Source organism: Bacteroidota bacterium (assembly GCA_039714315.1).
GTDB lineage: Bacteria > Bacteroidota > Bacteroidia > Flavobacteriales > JADGDT01 > JADGDT01.
Window position 1 is genome coordinate 1 of sequence record JBDLJM010000079.1, and the last position, 14,808, is coordinate 14,808.

A 14,808-nucleotide genomic window follows, 5' to 3' on the forward strand; every position below is an offset into this window, starting at 1 on the left:
ACTATAAATACTTTTACTTTTCACTAAGCAGCAAAAATATAAAATGATTCCAGCGAAGTAAACTCATTCTTCGCAATGCCTTTAGACTTTAAACTTCAGGCTTTACCTCGTTGGTACTCTAATCCCCAAAGGTTGCTCGGTGATAAAATTTAGCAGTTGCTCAGTGATATAATTCAGCGGTTCATCGGCAAAGCCGAGACACAGTGCTCGGTGAATCTCCTTACGTCGATTTAAACTTTAGACTTCTGTCTTTTCTCTTTTGCCTTTTACCTTTTGTCTTTTACCTTTTGTCTTTTCTCTTTTGCCTTTTGTCTTTTGTCTTTTGCCCCATAATAGTTACATTTGCCCGCACTAAATGCTAATTTTCAAAAATGGGGACACCGGTAAAGCCATATAAAGAATCAGAGCTAGGAAAAAAGGAACAGGTAGCCGAGATGTTTGATAACATCTCACATAAGTACGATTTCCTCAATCACTTCTTATCGATGGGTATTGATATCCAATGGAGAAAAAAAGTAGTTAAACTGATTAAGCAAACAGAGGCGAAAAACATTCTGGATATCGCTACCGGAACAGGTGACCTCGCAATTGCCATGAGCAAAATAAATCCCGAAAAAATAACAGGACTCGACCTGTCAGAAGGGATGTTAAATGTTGGCAGAGAAAAAATTAAATCCCAAAAACTGGATTCCTTAATTGAGATGATTCAGGGTGATTCCGAAAATCTTCCATTCGAAGACAATACTTTCGATGCTATTACCGTTTCTTTTGGTGTAAGGAATTTTGAAAATTTAGATAAAGGCTTAAGAGAAATAAACAGAGTTTTAAAACCAGGGGGGACTTTTGTTATACTGGAATTCTCTCAACCTCAAAAGTTTCCTATGAAACAGCTTTATAGCTTTTATTCAAAACATATATTACCTTTCTTTGGAAAGATTATTTCGAGCGACAGTTCGGCCTATACATACTTACCCGAATCTGTTGAGGCATTTCCTTTTGGGGATAAACTGCTTTCGATATTAAGAAAAAATGGGTTTAAAAACGAAAAAGCAAAAGAATTAACCTTTGGGATTTCTACAATTTACAGCTCTAACAAGTAGATAAATTTGAACAAGAAGCAAGCTATGATAAAAAAATCACTACTCACCTTAATTCTACCTATCTTATTCATCAGTCATTCTAATGCACAGGATAATGTTGACAATTTGCCAAACTTTGATGAGCAAAGTTGGCACTGGGGATATTATTTAGGTGTTAATCATTACGATTTCAAAATCACTCCAACCGATCTGGGGATGACTAACAACGACCAACTTGGTATTATCTCAGATGCTACTATAGGTTTTTCTGTAGGACTTCTTGGAGACTTTAAAGTAAACGATTACTTAAATTTCAGAGTAGAACCGGGACTAAGTTACACCACCAGGAATTTAACTTACCATGATGATGTAATGGTTAATTTCGAAGGCACATACGAGCGTACAGATACAATTAGAGAGATACACTCTACGTATGTAAACATCCCTCTTCTGCTAAAATTTGGAGGTAAGCGAATGAAAAACATTCGTCCCTATCTAATAGGCGGGGCTAATTTAGGCATTGATCTGAATTCTCATCAAAACGGAGCAGACGATAACACTACCGGATATGAAGGATTTAGAACGAAAACAATGAACCTTTTCTGGGAAGCAGGTGGTGGTATCGACTGGTACTTACCATATTTTAAATTCACTACAGAAGTAAGAGGTTCCTTTGGCATTAAAGATGAGTTAGTAAGAGATGGTAATCCCCCCGGAACTCTATTCACTCCCTGGACCGGATCGATAGATAAACTTCAAACCAGAGCAATATTTTTCGTTCTTAAGTTTGAATAAAAATACTGTAACTTTGTAGTCAGTAATTATACGCTAAGAAATTGTCATTTCTTAAATAGCAACTGTTCCTAAACATTAGAAAGGATTGAGGAATCTTTAGGTTCGGCGGTGCTATATTGTAATGGTGGCTTTGCGATATATTAATGGTGTGATAAATTGACGACAAAATGCAGAAAGAACTCCAGTTAACAATAAGCCCGAAAACAGCTTCCGACGAGTGGCTGATAAAAAAAGAAGTAGCAAAAATATTAGGAGTCCCTTTCGAAAGAGTAAATCATGTGCGGCAGGTTCGTCGTTCGATTGATGCGAGAAAACGAACTATAAAAATCAACATGATGGTTGAAGTTTATCTCGACAACTCTGAACCTGAGTCAAACAACAAGTATGATTTAAATTATCCAAACGTTTCAAATAAAAAACATATAATAGTTGTAGGCAGTGGACCTGCAGGTATGTTTGCTGCTTTGCGTTTAATTGAGCTCGGCTATAAACCTATTGTTTTAGAACGTGGTAAAGACGTACAGTCCCGCAGAAAAGACCTCAAAAAAATAAATCAGGATCACATTGTTAACCCTGAGTCGAACTACTGCTTTGGAGAAGGTGGTGCGGGAACTTATTCTGACGGTAAACTATACACAAGATCAAAAAAACGCGGAAACGTTAATCGTATTTTAGATATACTTATTGCCCATGGAGCAATCGAAGATATAAGGGTGAATTCTCAACCACATATCGGAACAAATAAACTTCCTCACATAGTAAAATCGATACGAGAAAGTATTATTAATGCGGGGGGTGAATATTTATTTGATCAAAAAGTATCTGACTTCTTAATTGAAGGAGACAGAATTAATGGAGTTGAAACCACCGGAGGAGATAAGTTCTTTGGAGAAGGGGTTATTCTTGCAACAGGGCATTCTGCCAGAGATATTTACGAAACACTTCACAGAAAAAATATATTATTAGAGTCAAAGTCTTTTGCCATGGGAGTTAGAATAGAGCATCCTCAGGAACTAATTGATTCTATCCAATATCACTGCGATTTAAGAGGTCCATACCTGCCCGCAGCAGCATACAAATTAGTTACTCAGTCGAACAATCGTGGAGTTTACTCCTTTTGCATGTGTCCCGGAGGCTTTATTGTGCCATCGGCAACTGCTCCCGACGAGGTTGTTGTAAATGGAATGTCACCGTCGACAAGAAGTAATGAATTTGCTAATTCCGGAATGGTTGTTTCTATAGAACAGAAAGACTTGAAAGAGTATCATAAATTCGGACCTTTGGCAGGGATGTATTACCAAAAAGCCTTAGAAAACATGGCGTTCATCGCCGGTGGAAAAACTCAGGCTGCGCCGGCACAAAGAATGGTCGATTTTGTCAATGGCCGATTGTCCACAAAACTAAACGGAACATCATATGTGCCGGGGATAACTTCTGCCCCCTTACATGAATTACTTCCAAATGTGATTGGGAAACAACTGCAAAATGGCTTTAAAGATTTTGGAAACAAAATGAGAGGCTTTATGACAAATGAAGCTCAAATTTTGGGAGTAGAATCAAGAACCTCTTCTCCTGTTAGAATACCCAGAGATAAACTTACGTTAGAACACCCTCAAATTAAAGGTCTCTTCCCTTCAGGTGAAGGTGCAGGATATGCCGGAGGGATTGTATCAGCTGCCATAGATGGAGAAAGATGTGCCGAGTCGCTGGTAAAAAGTATTTCTTAGCATGAAAATCAGAAATAATCTTTTACTAATTGGAGGCACAAAACAAAATGTTGGCAAAACAACATTGACTTGTGATATTATAAAAAAATACTCTCCCGGTAATAATATCATTGCTATAAAAACATCCTGTCACTTTCATGGTATTCTGGATACTGATGTTGTAATTGCAAACAACGAAAAGTTTGTAATTGTAAAAGAAACTGTTACCGATACCGGAAAAGACAGCGCCAGAATGCTTAAAAATGGAGCCTATGAAGTATATTTTATTCAGGCAAAAGATGAAAACATTGGTGAAGCATATATTTTTCTGGATAAATTTATGGATAAAAACTCCCTGGTAATATGCGAATCAGCAAGCTTACGCACCTATGTAAAACCATCGATATTTATTGGCATGAAATCAGATAAATCTGACACAATTCCTGAAAACAAAAATAATTTACACTTAGCTGATTTATTTATTTTTAACTATCTTTCTGTAAAAGAAGATATTAACTCTATAATCCAAATCAAACAAAAAAAATGGATTAGAAAATAGACAGCGATCATGAATTCAATAAAACTAATTGGCATCTTATTTCTATTAATAATATCACTTAGTTCCTATGGACAGCAAAGAAGAGGATCTCAAGTAAGATTTGTAGAAACAGAAAAACAGCAAAACAGCTTATATACACCTGAGAGAAAGTTAGAAATAGGACTAATATCTGCCTATCAATGGGGCGGAAAATTTTACTCATACAGATTTGGTGAATTAAAAATAACCGATGGAACATCATATGGTATTTCCCTAAGTTTTCCTTTAAAATGGCATAGCAGAATTGAACTGTCGTTTCTTGATCAGATTACTAGCATATCTTATAGAGATGGGTTAAGGTACGAACACATTAATACTGACATCAGATATTATCAGGTTGGAGTGATTAAAGAACTGCCCAAAGGGAAAATGGTTCCATATGGAGCATTTAGCTTAGGAGCTGTTCAGGCTGATGCAACAGAAAGCCGTAAGGAAGAATGGAATTTTGCAATAACCCTTGGGGGAGGAATTAAATACTACATAAACGATCACATTGGCATAAAAATAGAAAGCAGGATGTTAGCTCCCATTTCATTTGGCGGACTTTACTTTTCAATTGGTTCAGGGGGAACAGGAACGGGTGTGGAAGCCGGTGCAACAACCTTACAAGGATATATTGGAGGAGGACTAACTTTTAGTCTTGTTAAATAAACCGTAAGTTAATTCATATTATAACATAATAAAGTTTAAATTTGAGCCGCCAAAAAAATAAACACGTCATAATATGGGTAAAATACTTGTAACGGGAGGAACCGGGTACATTGGTTCTCATACTGCCATTGAACTAATAAATGCAGGACACGAAGTCCTAATTATAGATGATTTATCTAATTCGAGTATTGATGTACTCGACAGAATAGAAAAACTTTCAGGAAAACGTCCTGTCTTCGAACAATTTAAACTTAGAGATAGTGCTAAAGTAAACGATTTTTTTGAAGAATATAATATAGATGCTGTAATTCATTTTGCCGCTTCTAAAGCAGTAGGAGAATCGGTTTCTCATCCGATGAAATACTATAAAAACAACTTGGTGTCATTAGCTAATGTTGTGGATGCTATGAGTGACAATAATGTTAAAAATATTGTTTTCTCCTCATCAGCAACCGTATATGGTCAACCGGAAATACTTCCTGCAACTGAAGACTCCCCTATATTACCTGCAGAATCTCCTTATGGAAATACAAAACAAATTGGAGAAGAAATGTTAATGGATCAAACCGTTGCCGACAGTAGTTTTAAAGCTGTTGCCCTAAGATACTTCAACCCTATCGGAGCTCACGAAAGTGGAGAAAACGGTGAATTACCTATTGGTGTACCTAATAATTTAATGCCTTTTATTACTCAAACGGCAATTGGATTGAGAGACGGGTTAAAAATTTTCGGAGATAACTATAACACTCCGGACGGAACAGCTATTAGAGACTACATTCACGTGGTTGATATTTCTAAAGCACATGTAAAGGCTGTTGAAAGAATGATTAGTGAAGAATCGAATGATCAATTCGAAGTATTCAATTTAGGAACAGGTAAAGGTTTTTCTGTTAAAGAAGTTATTGAATCATTCGAAAAAACTACCGGTGAAAAACTTAATTATTCCATTGCTCCGCGTAGAGATGGTGACGTAGAACAAATCTTTGCATCCACAGATAAAGCGAATAATGTACTTGGATGGAAGGCTGAAAAAACACTTGACGAAATGACACTTTCGGCATGGAAATGGGAGAAATTTCTAAAATCAGAAAAAGCATAATAACATTACATAATATTCTCATTTATAAAGAAACGAAAAAACGAATAACAACAATTTGTCATTCGTTTTTCTTATTTTTATAATCAAATACTACCTTAAATAACCTCGGGTATTAGCCTGCAACAAGCAGAAAATAATACTAAGTGATTAAACCAGTCAAATAAACTGACAGGTCAATAGTAATTTACATTTAACTTAAACCACTAATTAATGAAGATAAAAGCACTATTACCTATATTGCTTTTTAGCATGATGGCTATATCAGGTATAGCTCAGGTAAAGACGGGTATAGAAGTATTAAAAGATCAAAAATTCGAGATTCTTAAAGGTAAAAGAGTGGGTCTGATAACCAACCCTACCGGTGTTGATTCAAATTTAAAATCTACTATAGATATATTACACGAAGCTCCCGATGTGAATTTAGTAGCTCTTTTTGGCCCTGAACATGGTGTAAGGGGAAATTTTTCGGCGGGAGATAAAATTGACGATTACAAAGACCCTAAAACAGAAATTATAGTTTATTCTTTATACGGTAAAAAACGAAAACCTTCTCAGGAAATACTAGAAAACATCGATATTTTGGTTTATGACATTCAGGATATCGGAGTGCGGTCATATACTTATATCAGTACTCTTGGTTTGGCTATGGAAGCTGCCGCAGAAAAAGGAATTGAACTGGTAGTTTTAGACCGCCCAAACCCTCTTGGAGGAAACAGAGTTGAAGGTGCTCTGGTTGAAGATGAATTTATATCATTTGTAAGCCAGTACCCTGTACCATATGTATATGGACTAACACCCGGAGAATTTGCTGCCTATATTAACGAAACAGGTTTGCTTTCTAATGAGTTAAAATGTGATTTGAAAATAGTAAAGATGGAAGGCTGGAAACGCGATATGCTTTTTAATGACACAGGATTGCAATGGGTTCCCACCTCTCCACATATCCCCAGATGGAACTCATCTTTCTATTATGCCTTATCAGGTATAATGGGCGAATTAGATGCCAGTATGGTAGGTATCGGTTACACATTGCCATTCGAAGTTTTTACTCTTACATGGCTTGACTCCGAAAAAGTTGCAGATGCTTTAAATGCCGAAAACATGGATGGCGTAATATTTAGGCCATTACACTACAAAGCATATTACAACAAAAACAAAGGAAATGAATTGTCGGGAGTACAGGTTCACATCACCGATTACCAAAAAGTTAACCTTACTAAGATACAATTCAAGTTTGCCGAAGTTCTTTTTGAATTATGTCACATGCGTCCGGTATTTGAAATAGACATAAGCAGATACAGCATGTTCGATAAAGTTACGGGAAGTGATAAAATAAGAAAAGAATTTACTAAAAGGTACAAGTATAAGGACATAAAAAATATGTGGGAAAAACCCGCTAAGAAATTTAAAAAAGAATCAAAAAAATACTATCTGTACAAATAGTTAACACAAAAAAAGGGATGATAAAAATTATCATCCCTTTTATATTTTACTCGATACTTTCTTTAAAAACCTCGGTCATATATTTTTTCCAGTTCCCGTCTTCATCAACATATATCAAATATGCATCAATCTCAGGATGCCTGGTTAAAAAAGCTTTTGTCTCTTCTAATCCCATGGCCATAAATGTTGTGGCATACCCATCGGCCAAAGTACAATTCTTTGCTATTACCGAAGCACTCAACATATTACTTCTGCTTGTGAAACCGGTTTTTGCATTTATAGTATGTACATATTTCTCTCCGGTAAGAGAATCTAACCTGAAATTCCGGTAATTACCCGATGTTGCCATTGCCTTGTCAGTAATATCAATGATAGCAGTTAATGACCTTTTACCATCTACTTCCTGATTTGGATCATCAATACCTATTCGCCACACATCTCCGTTGAGTTTTTTTCCCTTTGCTACAATTTCTCCTCCTATTTCAATTAAATAACTATCAATGTTCCTCTGATCGAAAAACACTGCTACTCTATCCAGCGTATATCCTTTGGCTATAGCATTAAAATCTATTTGAGTTTCCGGATAATCTTTCTGAAAAACTCCGTTTGATAATATTCTGGTTTTATCAAAACCTACAGTTTTCATTAATTCATTAACTTTTTCGTCAGTCAGGTTATTCAACTGCCCCTTTGGTCCAAAACCCCAGGCATTAACCATTATTCCAATAGTTGGATCAAACATCCCTCCTGATTCTTTCCATATCTTTTCTGAAGCTTTGTACACATCAACAAACATGTGATCAACTACTACTGCAGAGTCACCTTTATTTATCTTCGAAATATCAGAAGTTGGCACATAAGTAGACATAGAATTAATAATAACATCATAAATACTGTCTAATTGCGGCTGGAGATCCTCATCGCCTGGTGACAAATATTTTATATGATATGTTGTCCCTAATGTATATCCTGCAAGAGAATGCTCTTTTACCTCTACATTGCCACAGGATGTTAAAACTACTCCTAAAAAAACAGAAACTATTCTAATAAATTTTCTCAACATCTTAAATTTCTACTAAACCATTATACTTAATTATATAACCACTATCTTTTATCAGGGGCTTTGTCATATCTGCTGAATTTGCCAAACCTACACCTGCATAAAACAACTTGGCTTTCTTCGAAACTGCGTGTACCTTAAAAGACTCCATCCAAATTCTGTCATAACTCTTAGGCTCTTCGGGATAAACACTAACTTTAACTACTATAAATGTCAAATCTCCACTATAGTCTTTAACAATAAATTGTGGATTTTTTTTTAAATCACTATTCACTGCCAAAAACTCATACTTCTGTTTTTCAAGCTCTTTACCTACAATATTCATCCCCAAATTATGGAGCTCCTGCTTAGTTAACTCAGACATCTTATACTTATTAAATAGATTATTAATAAATAACTCTAATTCCTCCCTTTTTCCCATTCCGGTTATAAAACAGTATTTGAGGGTATTTATACTAAATCACTGCGAAATTAATTATTTATACTAAATCATATGTCCTAAAAATGCATAATATTGCATAAGTAATCCAAGAATAATATAAATAATGTCAAAAATAAGAGTGGCAATAAATGGATTTGGCAGAATTGGCCGGGTCCTGTTTAGAGTTTTGCACAATCGTGAAGAATTTGAAATTATTGCAATAAACGATTTAGCCGATGCGCCAACATTAGCTCATTTATTAAAATACGACTCTATACACAGAACTTTTAATGCAGAAATAAATAGTGATAAAGACAACATTATAGTTGATGGAAAAAATGTAAAAACCCTTAACGTTAAAGATATAAATAATTTATCGTGGCATTCACTGGATATCGACTATGTAATTGAAGCGACAGGTATTAATAAAACCCGAAAACTCGCTGAAACTCATATAAAAAATGGAGCAAAAAGAGTAATCATTTCTGCCCCTCCCGATGATGATTCTATAAAAACAATAGTTCTTGGTGTAAATGAACATATTCTAAACTCTGAAGATAAAATCATCTCTAATGCATCGTGTACCACAAATAATGCGGCTCCAATGGTGCAAATAATAGATGAACTATACGGAATAGAAACTGCATATATTACAACTGTACATTCGTATACCACCGATCAAAAATTACATGATGTTGCACACAAAGATTTACGCAGGGCAAGAGCCGGTGCACAATCAATTGTTCCAACAACAACAGGTGCTGCTAAAGCTATAACAAAGATCTTCCCTCATCTGGACACCCATATGGGAGGATGCGGCATAAGAGTTCCGGTTCCTGACGGATCGTTAACTGACATTACTTTTAACGTAAAAAAGAAAGCCGAAATAGCCGAAATAAATGATGCATTTAAAAAGGCATCAAATACACGACTAAAGGGAATTTTAAAATTTATAGAAGATCCAATTGTTTCAACTGATATCATCGGCTGTCCATATTCATGTTCCTTCGACTCACTGCTGACTTCTGTTATTGATGATAAATTTGTAAAGGTCGTAGGCTGGTATGATAATGAAATGGGATATTCTAACAGATTAGCTGATTTAATGCTTCACATCAATAAACTTTAACCGCCATTTGGGTATCTTTGGTAAATAGATTCTATCGATTAAAACAGCAATATGAAATCCCTATCTCGGCATAGCCGAGACCAAACAGGATGAATATTATTGGGATAACACCTGCCTGCGTGATGCAGTCAGGCAGGTATGACCAAAACATAAAATTATATACATATGAATAATAAACTCATCTCTAAAAGAAAACCAAACTACGAGGTAGGTGCCGAATTATCAAAATACCTGATTCGTTACAATAGAGATGTTGAAATTCCTGTTTGTTACGAAGACCTAATGAGGTATACCAACTCCATCCAGCTAATGGATGATGATGGTAAAGACACTTTATGGATCAGTGTTGCATACAACCAAACTGAACAGGATGAAATTCATGAAGGTCTAAAGCACATTTACAAGAAAATGACAATGGATGATCTGGACACAAGTTCAGATACATTCCGTGTGGATAGAATTGACTATTGTACTTTTGGTAATTCTCATCCTTTCCGAATTAAGATTATTAATGTCTTTAACGACAACTACGATTACTTTTACGTAAAAAAGGCAGATGCTTCCAGGATCTATGGTTTAGAATTAGAACATATTTTAAGTCCTAATAGAATACATTATATAGTAAATAAAAAAACTCTAATAGAAGAGCATATAATGGGAGTTCCGGGCGATCAGTTTTTGGAAACCCGTTCAAATCTAAAAAAAATAGAGTATGTCAGGATTGCCAAAGAGTTCGTAAAATTTAACGAACGCTGCATGATAAGACTATTGGGAGATATGCGCGCCTACAATTTTGTAATGATTGAAACTCACGATTTTGATCAAAACCAATACAGAATCAGAGCAATTGACTTTGATCAGCAAAGTTATGAAGGCAGACTCAATATCTATAAACCACAATTTTATAAAGAAAATATGCCTTTTGTGGAGTTGGTCGCAAAAGTACTGACTCCCGAAACTATTGCTCAATACCAAAGAGAAGAACGTTCCATGATTGCCCGCAGGGTAAAATCTTCAAAAAAAAGGCTTAATTCTTTGCTGGATGTAATGACTAAAGATAGAATTTCTCCTGATGAAAAAGTTGCCCAACTTTCAAAAGAATTATATGAATACATTAAAGATTCTTCCTTTAAAAATTGTAAATCAATGGGAGAATTAGTTAGATCGGGGATAAATTTTTTACTAAAATATTATCTGGAATAGCTAAAAAGATCCATTTTTCCATATTTCACACAGTAAATTTTTCTGATCTCTCTAAAATACAATAGGCTTATTAAAAGTAAAAGAACGCCTACACTACCTTTATTAGTAATAAAAACGTACTACATACACTTTATAAGTGTAATTAATACAATCAATTACAGCCGCTCAACATTCAAATATATAAACATTTTAATTAAAACCTAATGCTATTATTCAGGTTTTGGTTTCAGATTATAACTTTACTTTGCCCCAACAACAAACTATATAAAGTCGTAATGATTTATTTACAATAAAATAAATCTTAAACACAACTAACAATTACAGATGAGTCAATTTAAGTACACACTTTCACTTGATGAAGTTCTTCTAAGTGATTTGGACAAAGTGGGAGGAAAAAATGCCTCTTTAGGCGAAATGATCCAAAACTTAGCACCTCTGGGCATAAAGGTTCCCGGCGGATATGCTGTTACTGTTGCAGGCTATTGGAACTACCTGGATTACAACAACATGAGAGATCGTGTAAAAGACGCAATGGACGGTCTTAACACTGATGATGTTGTTCAATTAAGACAGGTAGGTACACAGGTTAGAAACATCGTAAGAGATGGGGTTTTTCCTGAAGACATGATTACGGAAATCCGTGAAAGATACCTGAAAATGTCTGCAGAATACGGTAATGAAACTACAGATGTTGCAGTTCGTTCATCAGCAACAGCTGAAGATTTACCTGATGCTTCATTTGCGGGCCAGCAAGAAACTTACCTCAACGTTCGTGGTAGTGAATCAATCCTAAACTCTATACGCGACTGTTTTGCATCGCTGTTTACCGATCGTGCAATTTCGTACCGTGAGAACTTTGGCTACGACCATTTCAACATCGGACTATCAGTAACAGTTCAGAAAATGGTGCGTTCCGATTTGGGTGCTTCAGGAGTTGCTTTCTCTCTTGATACAGAATCAGGTTTTAAAGATGTTGTTTTAATTAACGGATCTTACGGACTTGGAGAAATGGTTGTTCAGGGAGCCGTGAAACCGGATGAATTTTTAGTATTTAAGCCAACACTGGAAAAAGGATTTAAACCTATCGTTGAAAAGAAACTGGGCAATAAAGATCAAAAGATGATTTATGGCGACAGACCGGGACAACGTGTTAGGATAGTTTCTATACCCAAGAAACTTCAAAGTAAATTCTGTATAGACGACGATAAAATACTCCAAATTGGAGATTGGGTCTCTAAAATTGAAAAATACTATACCGATCTGAAAGGACAGTGGACACCTATGGATGTTGAATGGGCTGTTGACGGGTTAACAAATGAGCTATTCATTGTTCAGGCAAGACCGGAAACAATTCATTCGCAAAAAGTTCATGACATTCATACCGAATACAAAATTGAGAAGAAGGACAGGAATAAGGATATTATCACAAAAGGTATTGCGGTTGGAGATAAAATAGCTTCAGGGAAAGTTAAGATACTTTACTCAATGGATGGAAGAGACGGCAGTATCGACATGAGTGAATTCAAAGAAGGCGATGTTTTAGTTACTGAAATGACTGATCCCGACTGGGAACCACTAATGAAGAAAGCATCGGCAATTGTAACCGATAAAGGGGGAAGAACCTGTCACGCGGCGATTATTGCCCGCGAACTGGGTGTTCCTGCAATCGTTGGTGCCGGAAATGCTACTGAAGTATTAGATCAGGATCAGTTAATTACTGTTTCATGTGCCGAAGGTAGTGATGGTTATGTTTATCAGGGTGAAATAGAGTTCGAAACAATTGAAACCAATCTTTCGGAGCTTCCAAAAACAGACACACCTATAATGATGAATGTAGCTTCACCTGAACTGGCTTATAAATTTAGCCATATTCCAAATGCAGGTGTAGGATTAGCAAGAGAAGAATTTGTAATAAATAATTACATCCAGGTTCACCCATTAGCACTGATGCAACACAAAGAATTAAATGATGAAACTCTTTCTGCTGCAATCAAAAAAATTACTGAGGGCTACGAAAGTGAGGAAGAATTCTTTATCTCAAAGCTGGCTCAGGGAGTGAGCAAAATAGCTTCAGCCTTTTACCCAAACAGAACTATTGTAAGACTTTCCGATTTTAAATCGAATGAATACTACAATATGCTTGGAGGTAAATATTTTGAACCGGATGAAGAAAATCCAATGATTGGATTCAGAGGTGCTTCGCGATATTATTCTGATGAATACAGAGATGCATTTGCCTGGGAAGTAAGAGCTCTAAAAAGAGCCAGGGAAGAATTTGGTCTGGACAATATTACGATCATGGTTCCTTTCTGTAGAACTGTTGAAGAACTGCAAAAGGTTTACGAGATAATGGAAGAAAACGGACTCAAACGAGGAGAAAACGGATTAGAAATTTATCTAATGGCCGAACTTCCTTCAAACATCATGATGGCTGAAGAATTTTCAGAATATATTGATGGTTTCTCAATTGGATCGAACGATTTAACACAGTTAACACTAGGATTAGATAGGGATTCTTCGCTTGTTGCTCATATTTACGACGAAAGAAACCCTGCCGTTAAACGTATGATCAGTAAATTGATAAAAACTGCCAAAGAAACAGGTACAAAAGTTGGTATTTGTGGTCAGGGACCTTCAGATTTTCCGGATTTTGCACAATTCCTAGTTGAGGAAGGGATAAATACAATATCTGTTACACCCGACTCAGTGATGAAAACAATTAAAGCTGTTCATTCAATAGAACAAAAAGAAACTGTTATTATATAACCCATATAATAGTTGAAAATTTAATTTAATTTTTAAATATCCAAGCCTCGAATTTATTTTCGGGGCTTTGTTTATTTCTAAGTTATATATTTGCTGTAATTTTGAACAAAACATCAGTTACTCCATAAATGCTGGTGCATACCAACCGTCATGATAATAAAGGGGATTCCATACCTGTCTCACTTTAGAGTAATGACCTTATTGTAAATAATTTAGACTAATGAAATTAGATAAAAGCTATAAAGAAATACTTCCAAATATTACAACCTTTATTTTTGATGTTGATGGAGTCTTAACAGACGGTTCTGTAACTCTTTTTCCCGACGGGTCTCAAATCAGAAAGATGAGTACAAGAGATGGCTATGCCTTACAGCTAGCTGTAAAAAAAGGATTTAACATAATCATTATTTCCGGAGGAAAAGACGAACAGGTACGCACAAGACTAAATGGTTTAGGAATAAAAATGGTTTATCTTGGTATTAGCGACAAGATTGAAAAGCTGGAAGACATATTAATAGAAAATAAGCTCAACAGAGACGAAATAGTATACATGGGAGATGACATGCCTGATTTCGAAATCATGCAACAGGTAGGCTTAGCAACTTGTCCTAAAGATGCTTGTTCTGACATTAGGGAAATTTCTGACTACATATCTCCATTTAATGGTGGAAATGGCTGTGCCAGAGACATACTTGAACAAACAATGAAAGTACAGGAAAAATGGGGCGACACTCCGGAAGATAAAACCAGATCCATCTAGTTACTGGTTACTGGTTACTGGTTACTGGTTACTGGTTACTGGTTACTGGTTACTGGTTACTGGTTACTGGTTACTGGTTACTGGTTACTGGTTACTGG

General features: G+C 35.8%; 13 protein-coding genes. 11 read left to right on the forward strand and 2 right to left on the reverse strand.

What is annotated here, in order from left to right:
• The first annotated feature begins 371 nt into the window (after positions 1 to 371).
• From ubiE to ABFR62_08930, 7 genes are all read left to right on the forward strand, one after another.
• Positions 372 to 1,100 (forward strand): bifunctional demethylmenaquinone methyltransferase/2-methoxy-6-polyprenyl-1,4-benzoquinol methylase UbiE, encoded by a 729-nt coding sequence (gene ubiE / locus ABFR62_08900; GenBank protein MEN8138539.1) that lies wholly within the window; start codon positions 372 to 374, stop codon positions 1,098 to 1,100.
• Between the two features lie 24 nt (positions 1,101 to 1,124).
• Entirely contained in the window at positions 1,125 to 1,874 is a 750-nt protein-coding gene (locus ABFR62_08905) for a porin family protein (GenBank protein MEN8138540.1), read from the forward strand.
• Between the two features lie 167 nt (positions 1,875 to 2,041).
• The gene (locus tag ABFR62_08910; GenBank protein ID MEN8138541.1) at positions 2,042 to 3,601 is read left to right on the forward strand and encodes an FAD-dependent protein; all 1,560 of its coding nucleotides are present in this window, start codon (positions 2,042 to 2,044) and stop codon (positions 3,599 to 3,601) included.
• A gap of 1 nt (position 3,602) precedes the next feature.
• Positions 3,603 to 4,139: a hypothetical protein gene (locus ABFR62_08915; protein ID MEN8138542.1), complete on the forward strand. Its 537-nt coding sequence runs from the start codon at positions 3,603 to 3,605 to the stop codon at positions 4,137 to 4,139.
• A gap of 9 nt (positions 4,140 to 4,148) precedes the next feature.
• Positions 4,149 to 4,829: a hypothetical protein gene (locus tag ABFR62_08920; protein MEN8138543.1), complete on the forward strand. Its 681-nt coding sequence runs from the start codon at positions 4,149 to 4,151 to the stop codon at positions 4,827 to 4,829.
• A gap of 73 nt (positions 4,830 to 4,902) precedes the next feature.
• The gene (gene galE / locus ABFR62_08925; protein ID MEN8138544.1) at positions 4,903 to 5,928 is read left to right on the forward strand and encodes a UDP-glucose 4-epimerase GalE; all 1,026 of its coding nucleotides are present in this window, start codon (positions 4,903 to 4,905) and stop codon (positions 5,926 to 5,928) included.
• Between the two features lie 210 nt (positions 5,929 to 6,138).
• Positions 6,139 to 7,371: a DUF1343 domain-containing protein gene (locus ABFR62_08930; GenBank protein MEN8138545.1), complete on the forward strand. Its 1,233-nt coding sequence runs from the start codon at positions 6,139 to 6,141 to the stop codon at positions 7,369 to 7,371.
• A 46-nt stretch (positions 7,372 to 7,417) separates the two neighbouring features.
• On the opposite strand, the gene ABFR62_08935 is transcribed toward ABFR62_08930, so the two are convergent.
• On the reverse strand, positions 7,418 to 8,434 hold the full coding sequence (locus ABFR62_08935; protein ID MEN8138546.1) for an FAD:protein FMN transferase: 1,017 nt from the start codon (positions 8,432 to 8,434) through the stop codon (positions 7,418 to 7,420).
• Between the two features lies 1 nt (position 8,435).
• On the reverse strand, positions 8,436 to 8,795 hold the full coding sequence (locus ABFR62_08940; GenBank protein MEN8138547.1) for a Na(+)-translocating NADH-quinone reductase subunit F: 360 nt from the start codon (positions 8,793 to 8,795) through the stop codon (positions 8,436 to 8,438).
• Between the two features lie 181 nt (positions 8,796 to 8,976).
• Here ABFR62_08940 and gap point away from each other — a divergent pair, with 181 nt between their 5' ends.
• From gap to ABFR62_08960, 4 genes are all read left to right on the forward strand, one after another.
• Positions 8,977 to 9,981, forward strand: coding sequence for a type I glyceraldehyde-3-phosphate dehydrogenase (gene gap, locus ABFR62_08945; protein MEN8138548.1), 1,005 nt, complete (start codon positions 8,977 to 8,979; stop codon positions 9,979 to 9,981).
• Between the two features lie 165 nt (positions 9,982 to 10,146).
• The gene (locus tag ABFR62_08950) at positions 10,147 to 11,184 is read left to right on the forward strand and encodes a hypothetical protein (protein ID MEN8138549.1); all 1,038 of its coding nucleotides are present in this window, start codon (positions 10,147 to 10,149) and stop codon (positions 11,182 to 11,184) included.
• Between the two features lie 324 nt (positions 11,185 to 11,508).
• Positions 11,509 to 13,950 (forward strand): phosphoenolpyruvate synthase, encoded by a 2,442-nt coding sequence (gene ppsA / locus ABFR62_08955; GenBank protein MEN8138550.1) that lies wholly within the window; start codon positions 11,509 to 11,511, stop codon positions 13,948 to 13,950.
• Positions 13,951 to 14,170: 220 nt separating this feature from the next.
• Entirely contained in the window at positions 14,171 to 14,710 is a 540-nt protein-coding gene (locus ABFR62_08960; protein ID MEN8138551.1) for an HAD hydrolase family protein, read from the forward strand.
• The last annotated feature ends 98 nt before the right edge of the window (positions 14,711 to 14,808 follow it).